The organism is Eudoraea algarum, from assembly GCF_050589645.1.
Taxonomy (GTDB): domain Bacteria; phylum Bacteroidota; class Bacteroidia; order Flavobacteriales; family Flavobacteriaceae; genus JBNGOQ01.
In genome coordinates, this window is record NZ_JBNGOQ010000004.1 from 351468 (window position 1) to 378098 (window position 26631).

Below are 26631 nucleotides of genomic sequence, written 5' to 3' on the forward strand. Positions count from 1 at the left end.
CGCCATTTAGGGCGCCCTTTTTTTATGTCCAAAAAAAAAGAAAAGAAGTTTCTATTTAAAAGTGAATACCATATCTTTGCAGCCGGAAAAACGAAGGCGGAATACGTTGTAAGACAGCGTATTTCCAAAATATTATAATCTTCAAAATATATCAGCGTAATGGCTAAAGTTACAGGTAAAGTTTCTCAAATTATTGGACCGGTAATCGATGTGGAATTTCAGTCCGGAGCGGACCTTCCCAAAATTTATGACTCTTTGGAAATCACCAAGGAAGATGGTTCCAAATTAATCTTGGAAGTACAGTCGCATATTGGTGAGAACACCGTTAGGACAATCTCCATGGACTCTACGGATGGGATGAGTAGGGGCGTGGAGGCCGTAGCAACCGGAAACGCCATTCAGATGCCCATTGGAGACGACGTTTATGGTCGTTTGTTCAATGTGATCGGTGATGCCATTGACGGTCTTGGGAACTTGCCCAAAACAGGTAAGGATGGCCTGCCTATACACCGGGAGGCACCTAAGTTTGAAGATTTATCAACTTCCACAGAAGTGTTGTTCACCGGAATCAAGGTAATCGATTTGATCGAGCCCTATGCCAAAGGTGGTAAAATTGGATTGTTCGGAGGTGCCGGTGTTGGTAAAACCGTACTGATCCAAGAGTTGATCAACAACATTGCCAAGGGACACGGGGGACTATCCGTATTCGCCGGTGTAGGAGAGCGTACGCGAGAAGGAAACGACTTGCTTCGCGAGATGTTGGAATCGGGGATTATCAAATACGGGGACGATTTTCTTCATTCCATGGAAGAAGGAGGTTGGGACCTGTCCAAAGTTGACAAGAAGGTTATGAAGGAGTCCAAAGCAACTTTTGTATTCGGACAAATGAACGAACCTCCAGGAGCACGTGCCCGTGTAGCACTTTCCGGGTTGACCATAGCGGAATACTTCCGTGATGGAGCCGGCGAGGGTCAGGGAAAAGACGTTCTTTTCTTCGTGGATAATATATTCCGTTTCACCCAAGCAGGTTCCGAGGTATCGGCCCTTTTGGGACGTATGCCATCGGCGGTAGGATACCAACCTACCCTGGCCACGGAAATGGGTACCATGCAAGAACGTATCACCTCTACCAAAAGAGGTTCCATTACCTCGGTACAGGCGGTATATGTTCCCGCGGATGACTTGACGGATCCCGCGCCGGCAACTACCTTTGCCCACTTGGACGCCACCACGGTATTATCCAGAAAGATTGCGGAATTGGGTATCTATCCAGCCGTAGACCCCTTGGATTCTACTTCCAGGATCCTTACAGCCGATATACTCGGTGCCGAGCATTACGATTGTGCCCAAAGGGTAAAAGAGTTGCTTCAGCGTTATAAAGAATTACAGGATATCATTGCAATCCTTGGTATGGAAGAACTTTCCGAGGAGGATAAATTGGCCGTAGGTAGGGCAAGACGTGTACAGCGTTTCCTATCACAGCCCTTCCACGTGGCCGAACAATTTACGGGTATGCCCGGGGTCTTGGTAGACATCAAGGATACCATCAAAGGATTTAATATGATTATGGATGGTGAACTGGATCGTTTGCCAGAATCGGCCTTTAACCTTAAGGGAACCATTGAAGAGGCTATAGAAGCAGGAGAGAAAATGTTGGCGGAAGCATAACAAGTAGACCGTACCGAATAGGACTGCGAACTACCGAATACTAAAGAATATGTATCTAGAAATTGTTTCACCCGAGGCAACCTTGTTTGCCGGAGAAGTAAGCTCGGTCACCGTACCTGGTGTTGATGGAGAGTTTCAAATGCTCACCAATCACGCCCCTATCGTTTCCCTGTTACAGGCCGGGGAGGTAAAGATCGAAGGAGAGGTATCCATTGATGAAGCCTATGAAAATAAGTTTTCCAAGGATGCCAAAGGAAAAACGGTCCTGACCATTACTAGTGGCACAGTAGAAATGAATGACAACAAGGTCATTGTTCTGGCAGACTAAACAAAATACTGTTATGATGTAAGCCATGCCTTCGGGCGTGGCTTTTTTATTTCAGCACGATCAGGTGCCACTGCCGTCCCCCGGACGTGTAGGTTTTCAAGTCCCGAAACCCCACGGCATAATGTGCCTGCAATGAGCGCACGTTTTCTGCATCCACCTCGGTAACAATACTATCAAATCCAGATCTTGTGGACTTCTGCATGGTCTCGTACAAGGTTCTAAAAATCCCTAGTTTCCGATACGCCTTATCTATGCATACCTGACCCATGACGAGATAGTTTTCCATCTTGGGAAGTATGCTGTCAATTTCGTTGAACATAGGCTTTAAAACAGGAATTTCTGAAGCAAACATGGGATGCATGCAAAGGGTGTACGCTACCACCCGCTCCCGGTCCTTGGCGATGATGTGCGGACAAACACTGTTCATGCGCCCTAAGAGTTCCAAGGTGTGGTTCACCGTTACAAAGCCTTCCCGTTGTTTTTCATCGGACGATACGGCATTGGGTAGATTGGCCTTTTGCAGTTTTAAAATTCCGAGGAGTTCAACCTCTGATTTGGCCGGACCAAATTGCAGTTCCATTTAATCAAGTTTTAACCAATCCTTACGCGCTTGCAACATTTTTTCCGAGGGCATTACTTCATCCTTTTCCATTAGGGAAATGGTATAGTTGGGGCTGGCTTCCAAGATTACCGAAGTCGTTTTTGTTCCCCAAAGCGCTTAAAATCTACCTCTAGCGTATCACCTACCTTAAATTGCGCCATATAATCGGCCACGGATTGTCCTACCTTGAACGGTGTTTTATTTAGGGTCACTAAGGCGTCCCCTTTGTCCAGACCGGCTTTGTAGGCGGGACTCCCAATTTTTGTGTTCCTACGGATCACCGCGGTGGCATTATGGTCCATAATGGCCAGGTTTGCCCCAAATAATGGTGTGTTCGCATTTTGTTTTAGGACGACACCTACGGAGTTAAATAGGGTCTGGTAATCGGGCATACCGCTGTTATGGATATAGTTGTCAAAAAAAGTATCAGCAAAGGCCTTACCGGCGTATTGACCCAGAGACCTGTGTAAATCCTGAACCGTATAGGGTATCTCTTGGGTTCCATAGGTTTGCCAGACCAGTTTCATAAAGTCGTCCAAATTTAAGTTTTCGCTCCTCAGGGATAGGTCCAGCGCCAGGCCCAACATGCTCCCGTAAGAGTAGTAGGAAATAAAGGTGTTTTCCCGGTTGACCGGGTCAACGGATGTAGCGGCATCCACAAAAGGGGCCTGGTAGCTCATTTCTATAGGATTAAAATACTGTCTCGCCGGGGAGTTCCACACGTAGTTGAAGGTTCCCGCCAAGCCTTCCACATACTGTTCCGGACTAAGGATTCCCGCCCTGCACAGAATTAGATTGGTATAGTAGCTGGTAAAACCTTCGGCAAACCAAAGCGCACCGCTCATATTCGCCTCAGTAAAATCGAAGGGCTCCAAGGAGCGTGGGCGGATCCGTTCCACGTTCCAAGCATGGAAAAATTCATGGGAGACCGTTCCTATATTTCTTTCCATTCCGCCATCGGCTAAGCTGCGGGTGCTCGTTAGCACGGTAGAGTTGCGGTGTTCCATCCCGTCACCAGAGGCATTGGGAATATAACAGGCCAAAAAGGTGTAGCGGCCATGATCAAAATTAGGTAGCACCCCATAAACTTCCTTTTCAGCATGCACCACTTTCTTCACATTTTCGAAATAGGCGTCCAGCTCCGCATCCGTTCCATTATGGTGCAGTACAAATTGAATTTTTTGGGTGCCCGTATCCGATGGAAGCTCAAATTCACGAATACTATAATCGCTTATTTCGGTCGGACTGTCCATAAAATACTGCAGGTCTGGAGCGGAATAGGTGGTTCCCGAAACCTGTTCTAACTGTGTGGCCACCTTCCAATTTAAATCAGTGCGTACCTCAAAAGTCACTTCTATTCCACGTTCAGCAAGCGTGGGAGCAAACATAAAAGTAGCCGGAATGTTCAGATGGGCATGGGTCTCATCCACCTGGGCGTACGTACCCCCGCCCCGATTGGCGAACAAGGTATAGCTAATATGCACTGTGCCATCGTGTCCGGCTACTTCCCATTGATAGGGGTCTGGCCTTTTCACCTGTAGGGGCTGGCCCTTGCTGTCCGTTGCTTTAAAATTGTAGACGTTTTTGGCAAATTCGTGAAGCGCGTACCTACCCGGTGAGGTACGGCTCATCCGAAAGGAAATGGTATCCGCGGAAATGCTTGGAAAACGTGCCATTACTTCCGCTTCATGATGCACCGCATTGGGAAACGAAATGGCATAGGTATTGATCTGTGCGGCCCCGGTTTGGCCCCAAAGCACAATAAGTAACAGGCAAATAAATTTTTTCATGGATCATCGGTTTACGCAAACTAATATACCATTTAAAATTAGGATACATTACATTTGTCCCATGGCCAAATTTCCAAAAAAACTACAATCAAAATTGGATGAAAGGGAAGCCAATGGTTCGCTGAGGAGTTTACCACAGGCTCGGCACCTGGTGGATTTCTCCTCCAATGATTATCTGGGATTGGCCCGGAGCGAAGCAATATTCGAGAGGGCCGAAAACTTGCTTTCCAAAAAGGGATTGTGGCTCAATGGAGCTACCGGATCCCGCTTACTCTCGGGAAATCATCCCTTGTTCCTGGACCTGGAGGGACAACTTGCCAGTTTTCATGGCATGGAAACGGCCTTAGTGTTTAATTCGGGCTATGACGCCAATACAGGTTTTTTTGCGGCTGTCCCGCAACGGGGCGATTTCGTTTTTTACGATGAATTGGTACATGCCAGTATTCGTGACGGTATCACTATGGGTCATGCCAAAGGCTATAAATTTGTCCATAATGATCTTGCAAATCTGGAAACGAAAATTTCAAAGACCGTAGGCACTCACTTAAAAAGCACCGATAGCGAGATTTACGTGGTGACCGAATCCGTTTTTTCCATGGATGGGGATTGCCCAGATCTAAAGGTTTTCGCAGACTTTTGCCATAATAATGGCTATCGGTTGGTGGTAGATGAAGCACACGCTATGGGGGTTTATGGCATGCAGGGTGAAAGCATGTTGGCGACATTGGGACTGCAGCAGCAGGTTTTTGCGGGGATCGTAACCTTTGGAAAGGCACTGGGGTGCCATGGTGCCGCAATTTTGGGAAGTGCCATCTTAAAAAAGTATCTGGTGAATTTCGCCCGAAGTTTTATTTATACTACCGCCATGCCCCCACATACCGCAGCTTCAGTAATAGAGGCTCACAACCTTCTTATGGAGGCCCCGGGAAAGAGCGCCATGAAGGGGCTTCGGGAAAACATCGAATTTTTTAGGAATCAACAGCAGGCCCTAGGTTTAAAAGGGAACTTTATAGAGAGCGATTCGGCCATACATTGCTGTACGATTCCGGGAAACGAAAACGTAAAACGGGTATCCGAAAAATTGCAGGAAGCGGGTTTTGATGTAAGGCCCATTCTTTCCCCGACCGTTCCCCAAGCTAGCGAACGACTCCGGTTTTGTCTCCATACGTATAACACGCAGGAGGAAATAAGCAGGGTCTTGGAATTATTGGCTAAATTTATTTAAAAAGAAATGAGCAGGAAGCGTTTTACGATAGCCGCCTTTGAGTACGTAAGTGATGTACAGATTATCAAGGGAAAGTTGGAATCCGAAGGGATTCCCGTTTTTCTAAAGGACGAGAATACCTTGAACTCCGACCCTATGATAAGTCACGCTATCGGAGGGGTTAAACTCGAAGTATACGAAGAGGATAAGGAAAAGGCCTTGGCAATCTACAATGAAATACGCAGCTACGCCCTGAACGATGATGGAACCCCGGTTACCTGCCCCAATTGCAAGGCCCAAAAATCCGAAAGATACTATGATAGAAAGGGACTGTTCTACAAACTTTTTCCGTTTTTTGAGCCCCGGAAATATAAATGTCTTAATTGTAATATGATTACAAGGCCTTAGAACGATGCAGCGAATTTTTGTAACAGGAATATCCACGGATGTGGGAAAGACCATAGCCGCGGCCATCATTACCGAGGCCTTGGAGGCCGATTACTGGAAACCGGTACAGGCCGGAGACCTCGACCGTTCCGATAGCCATAAAATAAGGGAACTCATATCCAACCCACGAACCGTGGTGCACGGGAACAGTTATGCATTACAAACCCCTATGAGTCCCCATGCGGCCGCCCACCTGGATGGAATTACCATAGACATCAACACCATTGTAGCGCCGGATACGGACAATCATCTGATCATTGAAGGTGCTGGGGGTCTGCTGGTGCCCCTGAACGATACGGATACCGTCTTGGACATCATACGACCGAATTACAAAGTAGTGGTGGTCTCCCGACATTATTTGGGCAGCATCAACCATTCCCTGCTCACCATCAACTGGCTGCAGCTAAAAGGCTTTGAGGTTTCCGTGCTCTTTAGCGGGGATGAACACCCCACCACCGAAAGCATTATTTTAAAAAAGACAGGTGTTCCTATGATTGGCAGGATCCAGGAGGAAACCTCTTTTGACAAGGCAGTGGTCAAAAAGTATGCGGAGCAATTAAAACCTGCTTTGCAGTTACTCTAATCGCTGATAGATATGGGCCCGATCAATGGTTTCGAAAAGCCGGTAATGCCTGGGTAGGTATGCATTGATGTATTCGTTTTCCTCAAGGAGCTTTTTGTCAAAAATGGATTTGTTCTTTCTGATGACCACCGTTTTGGGCCGTATGGTTTCCATAATGAACCGGATCTCCTCCACCCCAGTTGTCCTGGGGTTGTCATAAAAGGGAAACATCTCGGATTTGCAGATATTGCTGGGGTGGGTGGCCGCCTTGGTAGGCGGATTTACGCCCAGCACCCAGTACCCAATGTGATATTCCAAAAATAGAATGTCCTTGGTTTCAAGGCCGTTTGCGATGATAAATTTGGGCACATCGATTCCTTCCCCGTTAAAAAAACTGCCCTTGGCACCTTTGTTTTTTACGACCGCTGCATATTCCAAATAGGTTTCCACAGGCAGCAATAGCAACAGGAAAAGAACATAGGGCCTGTAATCGAATCGCTTAAAGTAGGTAAGCTTGCTCACCACTAAGGCGACCAAGAGGATAAGGACCGGGTGCAATTGAATGAGGTAATGCCCGTTGATGCGACCCCCCCGCAGGAAGGATAGCAGCACGCCCAGAACAACGACCAATAGGATTTGCACCGATCGTTCCCTAAAATTCAACAACCTTTTTTTCCATGCGAAAAGAAAAAAAGCGGTCAATATCAAAAACAAGGGTGATATTTTAAGGATAGAATACCGTCTGGCTCCGGCATACTCCAAGGGGGCCTTCACCACCGATTTCCACCAAAGACCGGCATCGCCCTGCAAATAATAGGGCAGCACCGTCAATCCGATAATAACAAGAATACCGGTTCCATAGCCGATGGAACGTAACATGCCCCTTTGGAACTCCTTTTTGCTAAAATGGTCGAAAAGAACAAACAGGCCCACAAAAAGAATGGCATAGGCCATATTCAGTTTGGTCATGACCGCCAGCCCCATGAGGAGTCCCGCCATACCGTAGCGGTATCCCTTTTTTGATGAAATAATAAGGTAGAGCGCTGCCATAAAAAAGGCCATACAGATATGTTCGGACATGACCCCTTGCAGGCTTCCGAACATGCTTTGGAGGTACACACATATGACGGCCGACCAGAATCCCAATTTTTTGGAGCCCATTTTCTCTCCGATCTTATAGGTAAAGAAGGCGGAAATGACCACCATTAGGGTGCCAAAGAAACGGATGGCCAAAAAGCTTTTTCCGAAGCTGTAAATGACACTTGCAAAAAAAAGAAAGGTAATGGGCGGTTTTATGTCCCAGAGTTCCGTGTAGGGCAAATGTCCATTTACCCAGGATTGGGCCACCAGGATAAACGTACTTTCGTCCCGGTCTACATAATCCCTAAAAAAAAAGGGAAACCGGATCAAAAAAGCGGTCAACAACAACAGCAGGAAAGCGGTCCTGTTTTTTAGATGTGTATAGGAAGGGGTAAAGTAATCGATCAGCTTTTTAAGCATGGCCCGGGTTCCGTTTATTGGGGATTAATCCCCATCTTTGCAAGATAGATAAAAAGCTCGTTTTATAAATTCATGGCATCCAAAAATCTTTCGGAAAGGGATAAAAAACATTTATGGCATCCACTTACCCAGCACAAATTGCACCCGGAGATGCTGGGCATCATCAAGGCCAAAGGAGCCATGCTCTACGATGAAAGGGGAAAGGGCTATATAGACGGTATCGCTTCCTGGTATACCTGCATGTACGGGCATTGCAACGATTATATTTTGGAGAAGGTATATGGGCAAATGCAGGAGTTGGATCAGGTGGTCTTTAGCGGGTTCACCCATGAACCTGCCGTAAGGTTGTCAGAGGAACTTATAAAGATACTGCCCCCCAACCAGGAAAAATTGTTCTTTTCCGATAATGGGTCCACGGCCACGGAGATCGGGATTAAAATGGCCTTGCAATACCATTTCAACCAAGGCAAAAAACGCCCTGTGCTGCTCGCTTTTGAAGGGGGGTTCCATGGGGACACCTTCGGTGCGATGTCGGTTTCGGGTCTATCGGTCTATAACGGACCTTTCGAGGAGTTTTTTATAGATGTGGAACGCATTCCGGTACCCACTCCCCATACGATCCATGCCCTTTTGGAACAACTGGAAACCCGCTTACAAAAACAGGACATTGCAGGCTTTGTATATGAGCCCCTGGTCCAGGGAGCGGCGGCCATGCAGATGCACGGAGCCGAGGAACTCGCCCAGCTTTTGGAGCTCATGGGGAAATATAGGGTGCTTACCATTGCCGATGAGGTCATGACGGGCTTTGGAAAGACCGGAACCAATTTTGCATCAGACCAAATTACGTCCAAACCCGATATCATGTGCCTTTCCAAAGCGTTGACCGCAGGCCTTGTTCCCATGGGGGTCACCAGTTGTACGCGGGAGGTATATGATGCCTTTTACAGCGATGAGATTTCCAAGGGCTTGTTCCATGGACATACCTATACGGCAAACCCCTTGGCCTGTACCGCCGCTTTGGCCGGAATAACACTATTGCAATCCGATGAAATACAGTCGAGTATCCGACGCATAATGGCCTCCCATAGACAGTTTGATGCGGAGATCAAAGACCATCCCAAAGTTGCTGCCACACGGCAGACCGGGATTATATATGCCCTGGACCTTAAGGTGGAAATGGAGCGCTACGGACAGCTTAGGGACCGTTTGTTTGAGCATTTTATGGATCAGGGGGTCTTTCTACGCCCGCTGGGGAATACCATTTATGTTCTGGCGCCCTACGTCATATCCGAAGAACAACTGAAACGGATATATGGTAGTATAAAGATGATGCTCGAAAAACTATAATCGATACTGCGCACTATTCTTGCGATGCTCCCTCCGTATCAGGAACAGATCATACCACAACCGAAAAAAATAGGCGAGCTTTACCTTGGAATCTCCTTGGTCTATCCATTGCCGCACGGGAATCTCCTCCATTTTGGCCAATGCCACCGGCTTGCCGTAGGCTACCAACAATCTGCTAAAGAGTTCCACATCGAACAACCATTTTGAGATAAACGGGCGCTCGAACAGTATTTGCGAAAGGGAGGCCTTAAATACCTTGCAGCCACACTGGGTATCATAGACCTTCAGGTCCAGAATATTGGAAATAAAGGTGGCAATAACGCGACCAAAAAGAAAACGGGAGAATTTTCGTTCCACCACCGACCCTATTTTTAGGATTCTGGAGGCAAAAACAAATTCCTTGCCGTCAACAAGATAGGAGTTGAGCGCGTAACATTCCTCCAGGGAAGTGGCCAGGTCGGCATCCAAATAGGCGAGTACGGGCGATTGCGTTTTGGCGTTGCCCTCCAATACCCCCTTGCGTACGGATTCTGCCTTTCCCAAGTTCTTTTCATTGTTCAGCACCACGACCTGATGCGGAAAGTCATTTTGTAAAGTATGCAATCTTTGTAGGGTCTTGTCCGTAGAGGCATCATTGACAAAACAAAGTGCCACCTGTGGATGTTGGTTCAGAAAGGCAGAAAAATCGGCGACCGGTAGTCGATAGTATTCGTTAAAACAGGGAACAACAATGGTTAGTTTTTTTTGATCCATTAAGGCGGCTTTGCTTGCATCCGGTATACCAAACCTTCCAGATGCGTCTAATTTACAAATTTGACCAAGGATTTTGTGATATGCCTTAAAAAACCCTCTGAAAATTTTATAAAACCCCTAGATTTGTGCCACTATTACCATATCTCATGGACCAAACCATTTCCATAACCGCCCTAGCCTCGGTATCACCTTTGGGTGCCTCGCCCCAGGCTGTTTGGGAGGCCTATAAACAAGGGGCCCACTGTTTGGAAGAACGGAATTTTGGGGAAATCAAGGCCTGGGTAGCACCCATTTCCAGGGAAATACAACGAGAAATAGATTCGCTGGGGGCATCCAATCCAAAATACGGCAAGTTGGATCGCACCGTACTTTACGCACTCTTCACTGCAAGAAAAGCGGTCGCTCAAGCTGGGTGGAACTCCAAGGACAACTTTGGGATTAATATGGGTTCCTCCAGGGGGGCAACAGCCCTTTTCGAAAAATATCACGAAGAATTTATTCGTAAAAAAAGGACTTCAACCCTTTCTTCGCCAACCACAACCTTGGGAAACATCTCGTCCTGGGTGGCCCATGACCTGCAGACCAAGGGTCCAGAAATATCGCATTCCATTACCTGCTCTACAGCCTTGCATGCGTTGTTGAACGGGGTAGCTTGGATTAAAAGTGGAATGGCCGATAAATTTTTAGTGGGAGGGAGCGAGGCCCCCTTGACGCCATTCACCATAGCGCAAATACAAGCGCTTAAAATTTATGCCAAAGGGAATGGGGCATACCCTTGCCGGGCCTTGGATCTGGAAAAGCGGGAAAACAGCATGGTCCTTGGCGAAGGAGCTGCCGTGGCCTGCTTGGAAAAGGGAAGCCCTAAAAATGCCTTGGCCCGTATTCATGGAATGGGCTACGCCACGGAACCCTTGGAAAGCAACACTTCCATTTCTACGGATGCCGTTTGTTTTCAGCAATCTATGAAAATGGCCTTGGGGACCCTATCACCGGATGAAGTGGACATCATTGTCATGCATGCCCCGGGGACGGTTAAGGGAGACAGCTCCGAAAAAATGGCCATAGATAAAATATTTTGTAACAAATTACCTTTTTTGACTACGAATAAGTGGAAGATAGGACATACGTTCGGAGCTTCAGGCTTGTTGAGCATAGAATTGGCCATCTTTATGCTAAGGTCCCAAACTTGTATACCCGTGCCCTACGTCAACAATCAAAATGTTCCCGAGAACATCCAAAAGATCCTTGTTAATGCTGTTGGCTTTGGAGGAAATGCTGTATCTATCCTGCTCTCAAAAAGCATTTAAACTTAGAAGGGATTACCGAAGAAATCCCTTACTTTTATAACCAACCTAAACTTGAAATATATGGAACAATGGTTTACTGCTTTACCACTTTTTGAAAAAATTTACTGGGTTGTGGCCATACTGGCCTCAATTATTCTTGTAATACTTATCATTTTGACCTTAATTGGCGGGGATGCCGATGGAATGGATGGCGATGTGGATGCGGATATTGATGGAGATACTGGAATAGGGTTTCAATTCCTGTCCTTTAAAAATTTAATGGGTTTCTTCTGCATTTTTGGCTGGTCAGGCATTGCAAGCATCGATGCGGGTTTTTCAAAAGTTATGATTATCCTCATATCCACCGTTTGTGGACTTCTCATGATGTTAGCCATGGCCGCCTTGTTCTACTATCTGGGGAAACTGCAGAGCAGTGGCACCCTAAGGCTCCAAAATGCCATGAATCAGATAGGGGAAGTATATCTTACCATTGGTGCAAATCGATCAAGCATGGGAAAGGTCAGCATTACCGTACAGGGAACGCTCAGGGAATTGAACGCCTTGACCGACGAAGAAAATGACCTTGTCATGGGCAATGTAGTACGTGTAAGGGAAGTCACGGATAACGGAATATTAATTGTAGAACTCTTAAATAAATAACCAAATGTTACTAATACCATTACAACTTGGCGGAAGCGCCTCATTGCTGGCAATTGCCTTTGCAGTACTGTTCTTATTTGTCATTATCATCTCATTTATTAGAAGGTATAAACGCTGTCCTTCCGATCGGATCTTGGTGGTCTACGGCAGGGTGGGTTCCGGAAATTCTGCCAAATGTATCCATGGTGGTGCCGCCTTTGTTTGGCCGGTCATACAAGACTACCAGTTCTTGGACCTTACGCCTATCTCCATCGAAGTGGATCTGGTCAATGCATTGAGCAAGCAGAACATTCGCGTAAATGTACCTTCTAGATTTACCATTGGTATTTCTACGGAACCAGGGATTATGCAGAATGCGGCGGAACGTCTGTTAGGGCTGGGAATGCAAGAGGTGCAAGATTTGGCCAAGGAGATTATTTTTGGTCAACTTCGTTTGGTGGTAGCTTCCATGGACATCGAGGAAATCAATTCAGATAGGGATAAGTTTTTGACCAACATATCACAAAGTGTGGAATCTGAACTGAAAAAGGTGGGCCTAAAGCTTATCAACGTAAATATTACGGATATCGTAGACGAGTCCGGATATATAGAGGCATTGGGTAAGGAAGCTGCGGCCCATGCCATCAATGCGGCCCGTAAGTCGGTAGCCGAAAAGAATAGGGACGGTTCAATTGGGGAAGCCAATGCGGTGCAAGACCAACGAACCCAGGTAGCTGCCGCGAATGCCAAGGCTGTGGAAGGGGAGAACGTTGCCAAGATTGATGTAGCCAATTCTGATTCCCTGAGAAGACAGCGCGAAGCAGAGGCGGAGCGCACTGCGATAGCATCCGAAAAAGTACAATCGGCCAAAGCGTTGGAAGAATCGTACGCGGCAGAGAAGGATGCCGAAATTGCTCGGGCAGAACGCGAGCGGAGTTCCCAAATTGCAGATATTGTAGTACCTGCAGAGATAGATAAGCGGAAAGTAGAAATCGATGCCGAGGCCGAGGCCGAAATGATCCGGAGGAAGGCCAAGGGTGAAGCCGATGCTATTCTTTATAAAGCAGAAGCGGAGGCCAAAGGAATTTTTGAAGTATTGACCAAGCAGGCAGAAGGTCTGGATAAAATTGTAAAGGCAGCCGGCAATGATCCCAAGGACGCCGTCCTGTTGTTAATAGCTGATAAACTCCCAGAATTGGTGCAGACGCAGGCAGAGGCTATAAAGAACATCAAAATTGATAAGGTAACCGTTTGGGATTCCGGGGCAAAGACCGGCGACGGGAAAAATTCTACGGCCAATTTTATTTCAGGGATGTACAAATCCGTGCCTCCCTTACAGGAAATGTTTAACATGGCGGGAATGCAACTGCCGGAATATTTAAAAGGGAAAAACTTGGAAACTCCTGTTGAATCCCAAACGGAGGACACTAAAAAAACCAAACCCCAAAAATCCGATTCCGAAGATTCGTCTGAATGATCGATTGATAATCCAGAAGGTACAAGGAATCCGAGGAAATTATTTTCTTCGGATTCTTTTTGCCCAATCTTGTTATTATCCCAATTCAATTATTGGGAATTGATTTTCAAATGAGCTACTTTTGACCCTTAATTCATTTTCCTTATGAGCGTAGCAAGACACGACTGGACACGGCAGGAAATCCTAGATATTTACAACATGCCCTTAATGCAGTTACTTTACGAAGCCGCAACAGTGCACCGTAAGTACCATGACCCCAATACCGTTCAGGTATCCACACTATTGTCCATTAAGACGGGTGGATGTCCGGAAGATTGTGGGTACTGCCCGCAGGCGGCAAGATACCACACGGATATTGAAGGCAATGATCTCATGACCGTTTCCCATGTAAAGGCACAGGCGCTCCGTGCCAAGGCTTCCGGAAGCTCCAGGGTCTGTATGGGCGCTGCTTGGAGAAACGTAAAGGACGGGCCGGAATTTGATCAGGTGTTGGAGATGGTCCGTACCATCAACAAGTTGGATATGGAGGTATGCTGTACCTTGGGCATGTTGACCGAAAATCAGGCCAAGCGTTTGGCCGAAGCCGGTCTTTATGCCTACAACCATAACCTGGATACCTCGGAGGACTATTACAAGGATGTGATCTCCACTAGGGCCTTCGAAGATCGCTTGGAAACCATAGACAATGTTAGAAAGAGCAACGTTACCGTCTGCAGCGGGGGGATTATTGGCATGGGAGAAAAATTGGAGGACAGGGCGGGCATGCTGGTGGCGCTTTCCACTCTGGACCCCCAACCGGAATCCGTTCCGATCAACGCGCTCGTCGCGGTAGAGGGTACACCCATGGAAGATATGGAACCCATTGCCATTTGGGACATGATCCGTATGGTGGCCACTACCCGTATAGTAATGCCCATGACCCAGGTACGCCTATCTGCCGGACGTACGGAGATGAGCAGGGAAGGGCAGGCCATGTGCTTTTTTGCAGGGGCCAATTCTATCTTTGCGGGAGACAAACTATTGACCACGCCCAATCCGGACGTGAACGAGGACATGGAAATGTTCGAACTATTGGGCCTAGTCCCCCAAAAACCCTTTGTAAAATTGCCCAAACCCGAAACCGTTGAAGCGGAAGACTCCAATTTGCAACCGCTTGGGGAAAAACCGAAATGGACCCGACCTGGCCATGTCATAGCTCGTAACGAGTCGGCGAAAGGAAAGACCAAACTACAGGACCAATCCCTGGAATAAGAAAATTTTAAGATGTTTTTTGTTGAGGTTGTTTAAATTTGAAGTTTAAATAAGTTAATTCGCCTTGAATCTACAGGAAATAACCAGGGTAGCCACCATTAGCAAGGAGGAGTTCATAGAAGACTTCTTTAAGCCGCAGAGACCGGTCGTGATCGAAAGGTTTGTGGAGGACTGGCCGGCGTATTCCAAATGGAATCTCGACTATATGCGCAGTGTGGCCGGAGACAAAACCGTACCGCTCTATGATGACAGGCCCGTAAACCATGAGGAAGGGTTTAATGAGCCACATGCCCAAATGAAGATGTCGGAATACATTGACCTACTGCGTTCCGAACCCACCAAGTATCGTATTTTTTTGTGGAACGTCCTGAAAGAGGTACCCGAGCTTCGCAAGGACTTCAATTTCCCCGATTTTGGCTTAAAGCTCATGAAGGGACTGCCCATGCTCTTTTTTGGTGGGGAAGGCTCCAATACGTTTATGCATTACGATATAGACCTGGCCAATATCTTCCATTTTCATTTTGAAGGGAAGAAGGAGTGCATCCTTTTTCCACAATCTGAGAGCAAGTTTCTCTATAAAGTACCGCACTCCCTCATAACACACGAGAGCATTGATTTTTCGGATCCAGACCTTGACAAATGGCCCGCCTTGAAGCAGGTATCGGGCTATAGGGCCTATCTTGGCCATGGAGAGGTGCTCTACATGCCCGAAGGATATTGGCACCATATGAAGTACATTACCCCTGGCTTTTCTATGAGTCTGCGGGCTATTGCCCGAAATCCAAAGAATTTGGGAAGGGCGCTGTACAATGTATTGGTAATGCGCTATTACGACAACCTCATGCGCAGGCTAAAGGGTCAGGAATGGATCGATTGGAAGAACCAACAAGCTATCGCCAGGACCCACAGGAGCTTAAATGGCGCCATTAGCTGAGCAGTTCATTTAGCTTTTCATAGACCAGATCGGTTTCCCATCCTCGGTACAGGAGATAGTCCGCCAGTTTTTTTCTTCGTTTGGCCCAATCCTTATCGCTCAAGGACGCCAACCTCTTTTTTGCCAGGGTATCAAGGGTTTCCAAATAGGCACCTTCATTTATTTCGCACAATGCGGAGTTGATGTTGTATTTAGAGATGTTCCGCAATTTCAACTCCCTGACGATCCGGTTTTTGCCCCATTTTTTTATGGAAAACTTGCCCCTTGCAAAACTTTTCGCAAAACGCTCCTCGTTCAGATAATTTTGCTGGATCAAATGTGCCATGATCAAGTCAATGGCTTCAGGAATCATTCCCATATCCCTTAATTTAGTAGTAACCTCTTTATGGCAGCGTTCTTGATAGGCGCAGTAATGTTCTATCCTGTTGGTGGCCTCAGCAACGGTATATGATTTGCTCACTTGCATGGGCCAAAGGTAATGAAACAAAAAAAGCGACCCCGTTTCCGAAGTCGCTTAAAATTTTAGTAAATGGTCTTACCGTCCTTATTCTTAAAACGGTATTCGAGATAATTGTATGCATCCCTAGGTTGTATTTTTACCCACTTTTTGTGTTCCAAAAACCATTTGGAGCGCATGGATGGGAAACCTTTGGTAATGTAGGCCGCTATAAACGGATGTATGTTCAATACAATTCCGTTGTCCTTGGCAGGTCCCTTGAGCAATTTTTCAAGGTCTGCGTTTATTTTGTCCAATAAAACAATTGGGGCTTCTACCTCTTGGCCATTGCTGCCAGGGATTTCCTCGGTTGTTTTAATGTTCATTTCCGGCCTTACCCGTTGCCTTGTAATCTGTATAAGTCCAAACTTGCTTGGAGGCAGTATTTTGTGTTTGGCCCTGTCTTCCTTCATCTCATTTCTAAGATGATCAAAAAGCTTTCTTCTGTGATCGGCCTTTCCCATGTCGATAAAATCGACAACGATAATACCTCCCATATCCCGCAACTGTAATTGTCTTGCAATCTCGGAGGCGGCCAACAAATTTACTTCAAAGGCAGTGTCTTCTTGGTTTTTGGCTTTGTTGGAACGGTTACCGCTGTTCACGTCTATTACGTGCAACGCTTCGGTATGTTCAATAATCAAATACGCACCCTTGCTCATAGAGGCGGTGCGGCCAAAAGAAGTCTTTATTTGCCTTTCTATCCCAAACTTTTCAAATATGGGAACAGAAGAATTATACAACTTTACAATAGATTCTTTCTTGGGTGCAATTTCTAGTACATAATCTCTGATTTGATCATAAAGCGTCTCATCATCAACATGGATACCCGTAAAGCTATCGTTGAAAATATCCCTTAGGATCGAAGAGGCTCTATTGAGCTCTATCAATACCTTGGATGGATGGGGCGCTTTATACAATTTCTTACACATTGCCGACCATTTGTCGAGCAAGTTTTCCAGATCTTTGTCCAGTTCTGCTACTTTTTTGCCTTGTGCAACTGTTCTGATGATAACACCAAATCCTTTTGGCTTAATACTTTTTACAAGTCTTTTTAGCCTGTCTTTTTCTTCCTTGCTCTCTATTTTCTGTGATACGGAGACACGGTCAGAAAAAGGCACCATTACCAAGTAGCGTCCGGCTATGGATAGCTCGGAACTAATTCGAGGTCCCTTGGTAGATATGGGTTCTTTAACAATTTGCACCAATAAGGATTGATTCGCCCTGATAACATCATTGATGCTACCATGCTTATCAATATCTTTTTCGAATGGAAAGTCCTTTAGGGAATAGTTTCTTAATTTTCCCGTACTGACTCTTTTTATGAATTTTAACATGGAAGACAATTGCGGACCAAGGTCATGGTAATGCAGAAAGGCATCTTTTTCATAACCTACATTTACGAAGGCCGCGTTGAGACCGGTTACCGGTTTCCGAACTTTGGCGATCAGAATGTCGCCAACAGAGAAATTGTTGTTGTCCTCTTCTTTATGTAATTCTATAAGTTTTCCATCCTTTAATAAGGCAAAATCGACGGCAGTGGAACTAGATCTTACGATTAATTCTTTATTCACCTGAATCAATTTATGTCCATTCGCATATCGCGATGGATCGATTAAACAATATATATAAACAGGTTGTATAAACCCGTCGAAATCCTATTTTGGAATTTCTATGTCAATGAACGTATAAAACGAAAAAGTAGTTTTTAAAAACTACTTTTTCTTATGGCGGTTAGCTCTCCTCCTTTTTTTTCTTTTATGGGTAGCTACCTTATGTCTTTTTCTTTTCTTACCACTCGGCATAGAGTTCTACTTTTTTTAATTAATGGTTTATTTTACTTGTACGTTGCTCTTGACTCCTTCTACAAAAACCTTGGCTGGTTTAAATGCCGGAATGTTGTGGGCTGGTATTTTAATGGTAGTATTCTTGGATATGTTCCTTCCTGTTTTTTCAGCTCGGGTTTTAATGATAAAACTGCCGAAGCCTCTTAGATAAACATTGTCCCCATTTTCCAAGGAGGACTTTACCTCTTCCATAAAAGATTCTACAGTTGCCTGAACATCTCCTTTTTCAATCCCTAGTTTTTCAGAGATTTTCGTTACAATATCCGCTTTCGTCATGTTAAAATATTAATTTTCAGTTTGTTTTTTTCGGGTTGCAAATATATAAATTTAATTCATTCTTTTGTCCTAATAGACTAATTTTAAGTATATAAACTATTACTTTTGCGCTTTAGTATTCCTATTATGCCCTTTTCTGAAAAAATTCTCCTTTGGTATGCCGAAAACAAAAGAGACCTTCCCTGGAGAAATACCACGGACCCTTATAAAATATGGCTTTCGGAAATTATGCTGCAGCAAACAAGGGTTGCTCAGGGTGTTCCGTATTATTTGAAGTTTTTAAGAAATTTTCCGAGGGTCCAGGATCTTGCGCGGGCACCTGAGGAAAAAGTACTGAAATTGTGGCAAGGGCTTGGGTATTACTCCCGTGCCCGAAACTTGCATGCTACGGCGAAGATCATTACGGAACAATACGGGGGCAATTTCCCCAAAACATATAAGGAACTCCTGAATCTAAAAGGAATCGGGGACTACACGGCCAGTGCCATTGCTTCCATATGTTTTGATGAACCGGAACCTGTAGTGGACGGGAACGTTTATCGCGTACTGGCCCGATATTTTGGGGTAGAAACCCCCATCAATAGCAGCAAGGGGGTCAAATATTTCAAAAAGCTCGCCAAGGAGGTAATGGCCTCCACTCAATTGCGGGATTATAACCAGGGCATTATGGAGTTTGGCGCCTTACAATGTGCCCCGAAAAAACCGAATTGTAGGCAATGCCCATTGAACAATGGCTGTGTAGCCCTGAGGGAAAACAAGACGACCCTGCTTCCGGTGAAATTGAAAAAGGCAAAGGTCAGCCATCGGTATTTTAACTACCTGGTCCCGCTGGTAAACGGAAGTGACACCCAATATCGTACCCTCTTGCAACAACGCAAGGGCAAGGGTATTTGGCAGGGCCTGTTCCAGTTTCCCCTACTAGAGTCCGACCGGGAGATCAATATAACCGAGCTACGGAAAAATTTGGACACTATTTTGCCCTTGGAGGATACCCCTGAGGTGTACCTGTATAACGAAGATCAAATCGTCCACAAACTCTCTCACCAACACTTACACACGAAATTTTGGATCGTAAAAACCGATACACAGTTTGGGGACGCAATCGAAATCACCGAATTGGGGCAATTTCCGGTACCGGTTTTAATCGCCGAGTTTATAAAAACATTTAAAATTTAGTACATTTGATTTAAGAAAAGAATTATGAGCGGTACATTGAATAAAGTGATGCTGATTGGGCATTTGGGAGATGAAGTTAAAATACATTATTTTGAGGGAGGGAACTGTATTGCGCGCTTTCCCTTGGCCACGAACGAGACCTATACGAACCGGCAGACCGGTGAAAAAGTCACCAATACGGATTGGCACAATATCGTGGTCCGGAACAAAGCTGCCGAAATATGTGAAAAGTACTTGGGCAAAGGAGATAAAATTTATGTGGAAGGACGTCTAAAGAACAGGCAGTGGCAGGGAGAAGATGGTCAAACACGCTATACGACCGAAGTACACGTACAGGAATTCACCTTCCTTTCCACAAAAAGCGAAAGTGCGGCCCACGCACAGGGCAATCCCCAGCAGGAAGCCCCTCAGGGTAACGCCCCTACCGCCCCCACCAGTGGCCCTAAGGAAACCGTACCACCTGTGGAACCTGAACAGGATGATGATTTGCCATTCTAAATAAATAAACCTTAACTATTGGACCCTGACCCCCTTAGTTTACTTCCCAATCTTTTATCCATAAGTAGTACGTTCGTACTGGAAGTTGTCACAATGGTCATCCTATTGGGTTGTTCCGCCCTTATTTCGGGAGCCGAGGTGGCATTTTTTGGCCTTTCTCCCACGGATATCAATGAGATTACGGAACAGAAGACCAATCGAGGAAAAATTGTGACCAGGCTGCTGGAAAGACCCAAAAAGTTATTGGCTACGATCCTTATAGGCAACAATGCCATAAACATCGGGATCGTTCTACTGTTCAGTTCCATTGGGGATACCTTGTTTGCACGGGTGAATCAAGTGTGGTTCGGATTTGTTTCCGCCCGCTTTATACTGGAAGTGATCGTCGCAACTTTTTTAATATTGATGTTCGGGGAAATTTTACCCAAAATCTACGCCAATAGAAACCGAATAAGTTTCTCCCATTTTATGGCCTACCCCTTAAAACTTTTGGATTTTGTATTCACCCCTTTGAGTTCCCCTATGCGGGCCACTACTATTTTTCTGTATGACAAATTGGGGAAACAGAAATCGAGCCTCAGCGTGGACCAACTTTCACAGGCCCTGGAGCTTACCTCCGAAGGCGATACCACCAAGGAGGAACAAAAGATATTGGAGGGCATCGTGTCCTTTGGCAATACCGATACCAAACAAGTAATGCGCCCCCGGATCGATATTTTTGCACTCAACGAGGACATGAAGTTTCTGGAGGTGATGGAAGAAATAAAGCAAAACGGGTATTCACGTATCCCGGTATTTTCCGAAACGATGGATAATGTGCTTGGGGTGCTGTACGTGAAGGACCTTCTGCCCTATATTGATCGAAAGACCTTTAACTGGATATCCCTGATCCGTGAGCCCTATTTTGTACCCGAAAACAAAAAACTGGATGATTTACTTGCGGAATTCCAGGAAAAAAAGAACCATTTGGCGGTGGTAGTGGATGAATATGGAGGCACCTCGGGTATCGTTACCCTGGAGGATATCATTGAAGAGATCGTGGGAGACATTAGCGATGAGTTCGACGATGAGGACCTTGTGTACTCCAAATTGGACGACCAGAACTACGTATTTGACGGAAAAACGGCCCTAAAGGACTTTTACCGGGTGGTGAAGATCGAGGACGAGGAAGATTTTGAAGAGCAAAAGGGCGAATCGGAGACCATTGCTGGATTTGTACTGGAAATCGCAGGGAACTTCCCGAAAAGAGGAGAAAAAGTACAATTTAAAAACTATCTTTTTGTAGTGGAGAGTCTGGATAAAAAACGTTTGAAACAAATTAAAATTACACTTCCCGATGCATAGAACCCTGGTTTATGGCGTATTGGCCCTCTCCTTCATGTTCATGGGTTGTAAAGAAGAAGTACTTCCCAAGCCCAAGGCCCAGTTGCGATTGGAGTATCCCGCCCATGCTTCGGAACACCTTGAGATGGAAAACTATCGATTTGAGTACAACCCGCTTTCCCGATTACAGCCCAAGGATGATCAATCATTGACCTTGGACTACCCTAGCATGAAGGGGTCCATATTCATTACCTATAAGAAAGTGGACAACAACCTGGAACAGTTGTTGTCCGACGCGCAAAAGCTCTCGTACGAGCATGTGGTAAGGGCAGACGGCATTGTGGAACAACCGTTTATCAATGAACAGGACAAGGTTTTTGGAATGTTCTACGAAGTATCGGGCAATGCAGCTTCCCAATCCCAGTTCTACGTTACGGACAGCACCCGCCATTTTGTAACCGGCTCGCTCTATTTTTACGCACGGCCCAATTACGATTCGATCTATCCGGCGGCTGTATATCTACAGCGCGACATCCGGAAAATTATGGAAAGCCTTCGCTGGAAGGAATAGGGAGCTTTTGCCTATTCTTCGGATTGCAAAAGTGCCTCAGCATTTTTGATGCTATTGTTGATCTGGTCCCGGACCTCCTTTATTTTGGTTTCCTCCTCGTCCAACCATTTTTGCTTTTCATCGCTGAGTGCCTTCCCGTTCATAATTTCATCTGAATCAAAACGATTTCCAAACCCGACCATCCAATCCATCATAGAGGTATTGGCCTGTTGTAGATCCTCCATGGCCTGTTGATGCGCCCTTCCGCTGGCCGTAGTGTCTATCTTGCTTTTTAATTGGGCCACCAATTTGCCAAGGGCCCCCATTTTGGGCATTACCTCGTCATGAATGGCCATGACGTGTTGCATTTGGGTGGGTTGCACAGCCTCTTTTTTTTGCTCCTTGCAGGACATAACAGTTGCTAAGGCAAGGGAGATGTAAACAATGATTGCTTTTTTCATTTTATACGTCATATTAGATTAGTTCAAAATTAATACTTGGAACGTAAACGCCCCATTGGTACTCAATAGCTGGTCTCATCAAGGGTAACCTTTCCCCAAAATGTCCTGTACACAAAATAGGTATACCCCAATACCAACGGCCCTCCTATGGCCGTTATCGTTAGCATGATGCCCAAGGATTTCTGGGAAGCGGCAGCGTTGTAAATGTCAATGTTGTACATAGGGTCTATGGTCGATATCAATAAGGTTGGATACAATTCCACCGCTACCAGGGACAGGAGCAGGCTTATGGTAAGGGCAGAAAACAAGAAAGCCAGTTTAAAACGTTTTTTATTGGCCAATCGGGTCACATTGGCAATGCTCAAAAAGGTGAGCAAGGGCAGCACGAATAGGGCCGGGGTGTTTTTAAAATCATCGGAAAGGTGCGGAATGTACAACAAGGTGTACAAGGTTGTTATCCCGAAACTTACCATAAAGGCAATCATAGCCCTTTTCAACAAAAGAGTGAGTTTGGCGAATAGACGGCCTTCGGTCTTTAAGAGTAAATAAATGGCCCCATGCGACATGAAAAGCGTTAGGGTAGTGGCTCCTGTCATTAGGGCGTAGGGGTTTAAAAACTCAAAAAAGCCACTTCCCTGGTATTGGTATTCCGGTCCAATGGCCAAGCCCTGGAGCACATTGCCCAATACCACGCCCAGGAGGAACGCCAGCATAATACTTGAGATACAGTAGCAAGTGTCCCACAGCTTTTTCCACCATAGCATTTCTTCCTTTCCCCGAAACTCTATGGCAATGGCCCTAAAGATAATAAACACCAAAAACAGCATGAACGGAATATACAGGGAGGAAAAAAAGGTAGCGTACATCACTGGGAACCCTGCAAAAAGGGCACCTCCACCGATAACCAACCACACCTCGTTGCCATCCCAGACCGGGCCAACCGCGTTTAGTGCTATTCGCCTACTTTGTTCTTTTTTGAGGAAAAGGTGCCAAGCCCCGGCACCAAAATCGAAGCCGTCCAAAATGGCATAACCCGAAAATAAGGCGCCTACGACCAAGAACCACCATGTAGGATAATCCAAACCCAATAAAGTCTCCATATTACTTTCCTGTTAAAACGTTAGAAATGTCCTTTTGCAATGGCCTGTCCTCAATATCACTTTCATCATAAGGACCGTGCCTTATTTTTTTGTTCAAGAGATAAATGAACAAGACGAAGAGTATGGCATAAACAAAAAAGAATAAAATGAGCGAAAAAAGAATCTGATTGGCGGTGACGGCCTGTGAAAAAGCGTCAGAGGTCCGTAATAGGCCGTAAACCACCCAGGGTTGTCTTCCCATTTCGGCTGCAAACCAGCCAAATTGATTGGCAATTTGGGGAAGCAGGGCGGTAAAGACAAAGACCCAGAGCAACCATCTTTTGTTAAACAACTTTCCCCTCCACCAGCAAAAGCAAGCGTAAAGGGAAAGAAAGATGAGAAACATACCGATGGCGACCATGATATGATAAAATTGAAAGACCGCGTTGATCTGGGACGGGCGTTCGTCCTTGGGAAAGGCGTTAAGACCGGTAACCGGTGCGTTTACGTCATATTCCATTAAAAAGGAAAGCCCGCCGGGAATCTTGATTCCGGTCACTTCCTGTTTCTCTTTATTCACCCACCCCATGATGTACATATCCGCGGGAGCGCTGAGCGCAAAATGCCCTTCCAGGGCGGCCAGCTTTGCAGGCTGGTTCTCACCAACTCCTTCGGCCGATCGGTGCCCGGTGAAAAGTTGGCCCAAAGAAAAAACAGTGGCCACGACCAAAGCGATCTTAAAGGCTTTTTTGGAAATTTCCACATAGCGCCCCTTAAGGAGGTAATAGGCGTGCACACTAAGCACCAGAAAAGCACCGGCCAAAAGTGCGCCGAGCCAAACATGACTAATACGATCCACACTGGAAGGGTTGAACACCATGGCCCAAAAATCCGTGATTTCGGCCCTGGCATTCAGTCCCTCGCCCACAATGTGGAAACCGGCCGGGGTCTGCTGCCAGCTATTGGCCACTACGATCCAAATGGCCGAGAACATGGAGCCCAGAAAAACGCCAATGGTAGAGACCAGATGTACCCAGGGCTTTACCCTGTTCCAACCGAACAGCAACACCCCTAGGAAACCGCTTTCCAGGGCAAAGGCAAAAATGCCCTCCGCTGCGAGTGCACTACCAAAAACATCGCCTACATAGCGTGAATAAACGGCCCAATTGGTACCAAACTCAAATTCCATAACGATGCCCGTCACCACCCCTATCCCAAAGGTAAGTGCAAAAATACGGGTCCAAAAACGGGCCAAGGTCTCATACTGCTTGTTTCCCGTACGGATATACATGCTTTCGAACAGTACCATGAGCAATCCCAGTCCGATACTTAGCGGGGGATAGATATAATGGAAGGCGATGGTGAAAGCAAATTGAATGCGTGCTAAGATTTCTACATCCATAAGTTATTATTTGTTGATAAACGCCCAAATCTATGGGCAAAACAAAAGTGAAACAGCCATTGGCCGCCTGTAAAGTCCGCTGGTCGTAAAGGCATCGATTTTCTACTGTAAATTTAATCAATACAAGTGTCTTATTGCCATTTTTTGGATCTCATTGGTGCGTCCAAACCTGGACCCAATTCATAGGCCACCTAGGTATTTAGACCTGTTTCAGAGTGGTAGCCGAACATCCGCTCACTTTTTCTGTGCATATGATTGCCATAATGACAAGTGCCTTGCACTAAATTGGAAAGTGAATCAGGAAATTTTACTGGGCGGATGAAAAAAGAAATCGCTGAACAGATAGGAGTAATTATTCAGATAGGAGTGTTCCTCCTCGTATTTTACGTATTGCTTCAAGCGAGGTTTTAGGAAGAGGATATGTACAAACCCGATGGGATAGTCTTCCAGGGCGATCCCAGGCAGGTTTTGTTTTTTGTCCTCATTTTGTTGAGCCAATTTTTGCATAAGATAGCACTTGCCCTTGCATTCCAATGCGACATTGTCCTTGTTGATACACAAAAATTCGGCGATGTAATCTTCGAACAGGATGTATTCGAACAATGGCCCTACAGGCCTTACCATAGCCAATAGGTAAAGGAAAATGAAGCCGTAAGCCAGATATCTTTTCAGGGTTGCTCTCATACGGTGGTGTACAAAAATACAAAACAATAGGGCAATTCTTTTCAAGAAAAACATCACTTTTGTGTTAAATAAGCCCTATGGACAGCACTACCCAAAAATGGTTCTATTTTAGTCTGTTGTCGGTGGTCTGGGGCTCTTCCTTTATTCTGATCAAAAAGGCCCTCTTAGGGTTAACGCCCTTGCAGTTGGGCGGGGTTCGTATCGTATTTGCTTCGGGCTTACTGTTCCTTATTGGGTACAAAAGTTTAAGGGAAATTGGTAGAGGGGACTGGAAATGGATCCTGATTGCCGGATTTTTAAGCTCCTTTTTCCCTCCTTTTTTGTTTGCGCTGGCGCAAACGGAAATCGATAGTGGTGTCACTTCGATCTTTAATTCCCTGGCCCCTTTGATGACCACCATGGTCGGTGCCGCCCTTTTTGGGATACTCATCACCAGACAACAACTTGTAGGGGTATTGGTTGGCCTGTTGGGAACCGTTGCACTTATAGTGGCCGGTGCCGAATTTAATCCAGATCAAAATTATTGGTACGCCATTTTCATTTTGCTGTCCGCATTGGGATATGCCGTTAATATCAATATTATAAAGAAGCGTCTTGCCCATTTGAGCCCCTTGGCCGTTACCACAGGAAGTTTCGGAGTGGTGGTATTGCCCGCACTGTTGCTGGTAGTGTATTCCGGCTTTTTTAATCAGGTATGGGAGAGCGGTCCCATGCAGGAGGCACTGCTTTATTTGCTTTTGCTCGCGTTTTTTGGAACGGCTCTGGCCAATGTTTTCTTCAATAAACTCATCCATATGTCCAGCCCGGTCTTTGCTGCTTCGGTGACCTATACCATTCCCTTGGTTGCCGTACTATGGGGCCTTTGGGATGGGGAGAAAATAAATGTGTATCAATTGCTCGGTGGGGGCATTGTATTGTTGGGCGTGTATTTGGTGAACAGGCGTAAAATGGCACGCTGAATTTTCACGACCTAAAGGGAATCCCAGTGTGTTTAACAAGATTTTGTGGGATTATTGAACAATATTCTGTAATTTAAAGGCACAACCGGAAAA

Annotated in this window: 27 protein-coding genes; 16 read left to right on the top strand and 11 right to left on the bottom strand. The window is 45.8% G+C overall.

From position 1 onward, the window contains the following. The first annotated feature begins 159 nt into the window (after positions 1–159). Together atpD and ACRD67_RS16700 are read left to right on the top strand one after the other, a co-directional pair. Entirely contained in the window at positions 160–1668 is a 1509-nt protein-coding gene (gene atpD, locus ACRD67_RS16695) for a F0F1 ATP synthase subunit beta (RefSeq protein ID WP_430968366.1), read from the top strand. 49 nt (positions 1669–1717) lie between these two features. After that, positions 1718–1996: a F0F1 ATP synthase subunit delta/epsilon gene (locus ACRD67_RS16700; protein WP_430968367.1), complete on the top strand. Its 279-nt coding sequence runs from the start codon at positions 1718–1720 to the stop codon at positions 1994–1996. A gap of 46 nt (positions 1997–2042) precedes the next feature. On the opposite strand, the gene ACRD67_RS16705 is transcribed toward ACRD67_RS16700, so the two are convergent. Both ACRD67_RS16705 and ACRD67_RS16710 read right to left on the bottom strand, forming a co-directional pair. Beyond that, positions 2043–2576 (bottom strand): GNAT family N-acetyltransferase, encoded by a 534-nt coding sequence (locus ACRD67_RS16705; protein ID WP_430968368.1) that lies wholly within the window; start codon positions 2574–2576, stop codon positions 2043–2045. Positions 2577–2683: 107 nt separating this feature from the next. Next, positions 2684–4387, bottom strand: coding sequence for a M61 family metallopeptidase (locus tag ACRD67_RS16710; RefSeq protein ID WP_430968369.1), 1704 nt, complete (start codon positions 4385–4387; stop codon positions 2684–2686). A gap of 61 nt (positions 4388–4448) precedes the next feature. On the opposite strand from ACRD67_RS16710, the gene ACRD67_RS16715 reads away from it, so the two are divergent. Genes ACRD67_RS16715 through bioD form a run of 3 tightly spaced genes read left to right on the top strand, consistent with a single transcriptional unit; the run spans position 4449 to position 6621 of the window. After that, the gene (locus ACRD67_RS16715; RefSeq protein WP_430968370.1) at positions 4449–5612 is read left to right on the top strand and encodes an aminotransferase class I/II-fold pyridoxal phosphate-dependent enzyme; all 1164 of its coding nucleotides are present in this window, start codon (positions 4449–4451) and stop codon (positions 5610–5612) included. A gap of 6 nt (positions 5613–5618) precedes the next feature. Further along, positions 5619–5999, top strand: coding sequence for a putative signal transducing protein (locus ACRD67_RS16720; protein WP_430968371.1), 381 nt, complete (start codon positions 5619–5621; stop codon positions 5997–5999). Positions 6000–6003: 4 nt separating this feature from the next. After that, positions 6004–6621: a dethiobiotin synthase gene (gene bioD, locus ACRD67_RS16725; RefSeq protein WP_430968372.1), complete on the top strand. Its 618-nt coding sequence runs from the start codon at positions 6004–6006 to the stop codon at positions 6619–6621. Here the strand turns inward: bioD and ACRD67_RS16730 are convergent. Then, positions 6613–8100 (bottom strand): ArnT family glycosyltransferase, encoded by a 1488-nt coding sequence (locus ACRD67_RS16730; RefSeq protein ID WP_430968373.1) that lies wholly within the window; start codon positions 8098–8100, stop codon positions 6613–6615. The genes bioD and ACRD67_RS16730 overlap by 9 nt on opposite strands. Positions 8101–8172: 72 nt before the next feature. Here ACRD67_RS16730 and bioA point away from each other — a divergent pair, with 72 nt between their 5' ends. Further along, positions 8173–9447: an adenosylmethionine--8-amino-7-oxononanoate transaminase gene (gene bioA, locus ACRD67_RS16735; protein ID WP_430968374.1), complete on the top strand. Its 1275-nt coding sequence runs from the start codon at positions 8173–8175 to the stop codon at positions 9445–9447. Here the strand turns inward: bioA and ACRD67_RS16740 are convergent. Then, complete coding sequence (locus ACRD67_RS16740; RefSeq protein ID WP_430968375.1) at positions 9442–10200, bottom strand: glycosyltransferase; 759 nt, start codon at positions 10198–10200, stop codon at positions 9442–9444. The two genes, bioA and ACRD67_RS16740, sit on opposite strands and share 6 nt — an antisense overlap. Positions 10201–10346: 146 nt before the next feature. Between ACRD67_RS16740 and ACRD67_RS16745 the strand changes: the two genes are divergently transcribed. The 5 genes from ACRD67_RS16745 (at position 10347) to ACRD67_RS16765 (ending at position 15787) form a co-directional block, all read left to right on the top strand. Further along, the gene (locus ACRD67_RS16745) at positions 10347–11507 is read left to right on the top strand and encodes a beta-ketoacyl synthase N-terminal-like domain-containing protein (protein WP_430968676.1); all 1161 of its coding nucleotides are present in this window, start codon (positions 10347–10349) and stop codon (positions 11505–11507) included. A 60-nt stretch (positions 11508–11567) separates the two neighbouring features. Further along, entirely contained in the window at positions 11568–12146 is a 579-nt protein-coding gene (locus ACRD67_RS16750) for a hypothetical protein (RefSeq protein WP_430968376.1), read from the top strand. 4 nt (positions 12147–12150) lie between these two features. Beyond that, a complete protein-coding gene (locus tag ACRD67_RS16755; RefSeq protein WP_430968377.1) occupies positions 12151–13602 on the top strand; it encodes a flotillin family protein in 1452 nt (483 codons plus the stop codon). 144 nt (positions 13603–13746) lie between these two features. Beyond that, positions 13747–14853, top strand: coding sequence for a biotin synthase BioB (gene bioB, locus ACRD67_RS16760; RefSeq protein WP_430968378.1), 1107 nt, complete (start codon positions 13747–13749; stop codon positions 14851–14853). Positions 14854–14917: 64 nt separating this feature from the next. Beyond that, a complete protein-coding gene (locus ACRD67_RS16765; protein WP_430968379.1) occupies positions 14918–15787 on the top strand; it encodes a cupin-like domain-containing protein in 870 nt (289 codons plus the stop codon). Here ACRD67_RS16765 and ACRD67_RS16770 read toward each other — a convergent pair. From ACRD67_RS16770 to ACRD67_RS16780, 3 genes are all read right to left on the bottom strand, one after another. Further along, the gene (locus ACRD67_RS16770) at positions 15780–16253 is read right to left on the bottom strand and encodes a regulatory protein RecX (RefSeq protein WP_430968380.1); all 474 of its coding nucleotides are present in this window, start codon (positions 16251–16253) and stop codon (positions 15780–15782) included. The genes ACRD67_RS16765 and ACRD67_RS16770 overlap by 8 nt on opposite strands. Before the next feature lie 56 nt (positions 16254–16309). Beyond that, a complete protein-coding gene (locus tag ACRD67_RS16775; RefSeq protein WP_430968381.1) occupies positions 16310–17857 on the bottom strand; it encodes an Rne/Rng family ribonuclease in 1548 nt (515 codons plus the stop codon). A gap of 258 nt (positions 17858–18115) precedes the next feature. Further along, a complete protein-coding gene (locus ACRD67_RS16780) occupies positions 18116–18406 on the bottom strand; it encodes an HU family DNA-binding protein (RefSeq protein ID WP_072876044.1) in 291 nt (96 codons plus the stop codon). Between the two features lie 126 nt (positions 18407–18532). Here ACRD67_RS16780 and mutY point away from each other — a divergent pair, with 126 nt between their 5' ends. Genes mutY through gldD form a run of 4 tightly spaced genes read left to right on the top strand, consistent with a single transcriptional unit; the run spans position 18533 to position 21974 of the window. Beyond that, positions 18533–19582 carry an A/G-specific adenine glycosylase gene (gene mutY, locus ACRD67_RS16785; RefSeq protein ID WP_430968677.1) on the top strand — a complete coding sequence of 350 codons (1050 nt, stop codon included), beginning with the start codon at positions 18533–18535 and terminating at the stop codon, positions 19580–19582. A gap of 24 nt (positions 19583–19606) precedes the next feature. Next, the gene (locus ACRD67_RS16790) at positions 19607–20080 is read left to right on the top strand and encodes a single-stranded DNA-binding protein (RefSeq protein ID WP_430968382.1); all 474 of its coding nucleotides are present in this window, start codon (positions 19607–19609) and stop codon (positions 20078–20080) included. An 18-nt stretch (positions 20081–20098) separates the two neighbouring features. Beyond that, positions 20099–21424 carry a gliding motility-associated protein GldE gene (locus tag ACRD67_RS16795; RefSeq protein WP_430968383.1) on the top strand — a complete coding sequence of 442 codons (1326 nt, stop codon included), beginning with the start codon at positions 20099–20101 and terminating at the stop codon, positions 21422–21424. After that, the gene (gene gldD / locus ACRD67_RS16800; RefSeq protein WP_430968384.1) at positions 21417–21974 is read left to right on the top strand and encodes a gliding motility lipoprotein GldD; all 558 of its coding nucleotides are present in this window, start codon (positions 21417–21419) and stop codon (positions 21972–21974) included. Before ACRD67_RS16795 ends, gldD begins: the two co-directional genes overlap by 8 nt. A gap of 11 nt (positions 21975–21985) precedes the next feature. Here the strand turns inward: gldD and ACRD67_RS16805 are convergent, their stop codons facing one another. The 4 genes from ACRD67_RS16805 to ACRD67_RS16820 form a co-directional block, all read right to left on the bottom strand. Beyond that, a complete protein-coding gene (locus ACRD67_RS16805; protein ID WP_430968385.1) occupies positions 21986–22414 on the bottom strand; it encodes a hypothetical protein in 429 nt (142 codons plus the stop codon). Positions 22415–22476: 62 nt separating this feature from the next. Beyond that, complete coding sequence (gene cydB / locus ACRD67_RS16810) at positions 22477–23514, bottom strand: cytochrome d ubiquinol oxidase subunit II (protein WP_430968386.1); 1038 nt, start codon at positions 23512–23514, stop codon at positions 22477–22479. 1 nt (position 23515) lies between these two features. Beyond that, a complete protein-coding gene (locus ACRD67_RS16815; RefSeq protein ID WP_430968387.1) occupies positions 23516–24895 on the bottom strand; it encodes a cytochrome ubiquinol oxidase subunit I in 1380 nt (459 codons plus the stop codon). 297 nt (positions 24896–25192) lie between these two features. After that, on the bottom strand, positions 25193–25579 hold the full coding sequence (locus ACRD67_RS16820; RefSeq protein WP_430968388.1) for a hypothetical protein: 387 nt from the start codon (positions 25577–25579) through the stop codon (positions 25193–25195). Between the two features lie 77 nt (positions 25580–25656). Here ACRD67_RS16820 and ACRD67_RS16825 point away from each other — a divergent pair, with 77 nt between their 5' ends. Then, positions 25657–26538: a DMT family transporter gene (locus ACRD67_RS16825; RefSeq protein WP_430968389.1), complete on the top strand. Its 882-nt coding sequence runs from the start codon at positions 25657–25659 to the stop codon at positions 26536–26538. The last annotated feature ends 93 nt before the right edge of the window (positions 26539–26631 follow it).

Excerpts from the sequence above, each read along its gene's own strand:
- atpD (WP_430968366.1), top strand. The coding sequence starts at position 160 with ATGGCTAAAGTTACAGGTAAAGTTTCTCAAATTATTGGACCGGTAATC.
- ACRD67_RS16700 (WP_430968367.1), top strand. The coding sequence starts at position 1,718 with ATGTATCTAGAAATTGTTTCACCCGAGGCAACCTTGTTTGCCGGAGAA.
- ACRD67_RS16705 (WP_430968368.1), bottom strand. The coding sequence starts at position 2,576 with ATGGAACTGCAATTTGGTCCGGCCAAATCAGAGGTTGAACTCCTCGGA.
- ACRD67_RS16710 (WP_430968369.1), bottom strand. The coding sequence starts at position 4,387 with ATGAAAAAATTTATTTGCCTGTTACTTATTGTGCTTTGGGGCCAAACC.
- ACRD67_RS16715 (WP_430968370.1), top strand. The coding sequence starts at position 4,449 with ATGGCCAAATTTCCAAAAAAACTACAATCAAAATTGGATGAAAGGGAA.
- ACRD67_RS16720 (WP_430968371.1), top strand. The coding sequence starts at position 5,619 with ATGAGCAGGAAGCGTTTTACGATAGCCGCCTTTGAGTACGTAAGTGAT.
- bioD (WP_430968372.1), top strand. The coding sequence starts at position 6,004 with ATGCAGCGAATTTTTGTAACAGGAATATCCACGGATGTGGGAAAGACC.
- ACRD67_RS16730 (WP_430968373.1), bottom strand. The coding sequence starts at position 8,100 with ATGCTTAAAAAGCTGATCGATTACTTTACCCCTTCCTATACACATCTA.
- bioA (WP_430968374.1), top strand. The coding sequence starts at position 8,173 with ATGGCATCCAAAAATCTTTCGGAAAGGGATAAAAAACATTTATGGCAT.
- ACRD67_RS16740 (WP_430968375.1), bottom strand. The coding sequence starts at position 10,200 with ATGGATCAAAAAAAACTAACCATTGTTGTTCCCTGTTTTAACGAATAC.
- ACRD67_RS16745 (WP_430968676.1), top strand. The coding sequence starts at position 10,347 with ATGGACCAAACCATTTCCATAACCGCCCTAGCCTCGGTATCACCTTTG.
- ACRD67_RS16750 (WP_430968376.1), top strand. The coding sequence starts at position 11,568 with ATGGAACAATGGTTTACTGCTTTACCACTTTTTGAAAAAATTTACTGG.
- ACRD67_RS16755 (WP_430968377.1), top strand. The coding sequence starts at position 12,151 with ATGTTACTAATACCATTACAACTTGGCGGAAGCGCCTCATTGCTGGCA.
- bioB (WP_430968378.1), top strand. The coding sequence starts at position 13,747 with ATGAGCGTAGCAAGACACGACTGGACACGGCAGGAAATCCTAGATATT.
- ACRD67_RS16770 (WP_430968380.1), bottom strand. The coding sequence starts at position 16,253 with ATGCAAGTGAGCAAATCATATACCGTTGCTGAGGCCACCAACAGGATA.
- ACRD67_RS16780 (WP_072876044.1), bottom strand. The coding sequence starts at position 18,406 with ATGACGAAAGCGGATATTGTAACGAAAATCTCTGAAAAACTAGGGATT.
- mutY (WP_430968677.1), top strand. The coding sequence starts at position 18,533 with ATGCCCTTTTCTGAAAAAATTCTCCTTTGGTATGCCGAAAACAAAAGA.
- ACRD67_RS16790 (WP_430968382.1), top strand. The coding sequence starts at position 19,607 with ATGAGCGGTACATTGAATAAAGTGATGCTGATTGGGCATTTGGGAGAT.
- gldD (WP_430968384.1), top strand. The coding sequence starts at position 21,417 with ATGCATAGAACCCTGGTTTATGGCGTATTGGCCCTCTCCTTCATGTTC.
- ACRD67_RS16805 (WP_430968385.1), bottom strand. The coding sequence starts at position 22,414 with ATGAAAAAAGCAATCATTGTTTACATCTCCCTTGCCTTAGCAACTGTT.
- cydB (WP_430968386.1), bottom strand. The coding sequence starts at position 23,514 with ATGGAGACTTTATTGGGTTTGGATTATCCTACATGGTGGTTCTTGGTC.
- ACRD67_RS16815 (WP_430968387.1), bottom strand. The coding sequence starts at position 24,895 with ATGGATGTAGAAATCTTAGCACGCATTCAATTTGCTTTCACCATCGCC.
- ACRD67_RS16820 (WP_430968388.1), bottom strand. The coding sequence starts at position 25,579 with ATGAGAGCAACCCTGAAAAGATATCTGGCTTACGGCTTCATTTTCCTT.
- ACRD67_RS16825 (WP_430968389.1), top strand. The coding sequence starts at position 25,657 with ATGGACAGCACTACCCAAAAATGGTTCTATTTTAGTCTGTTGTCGGTG.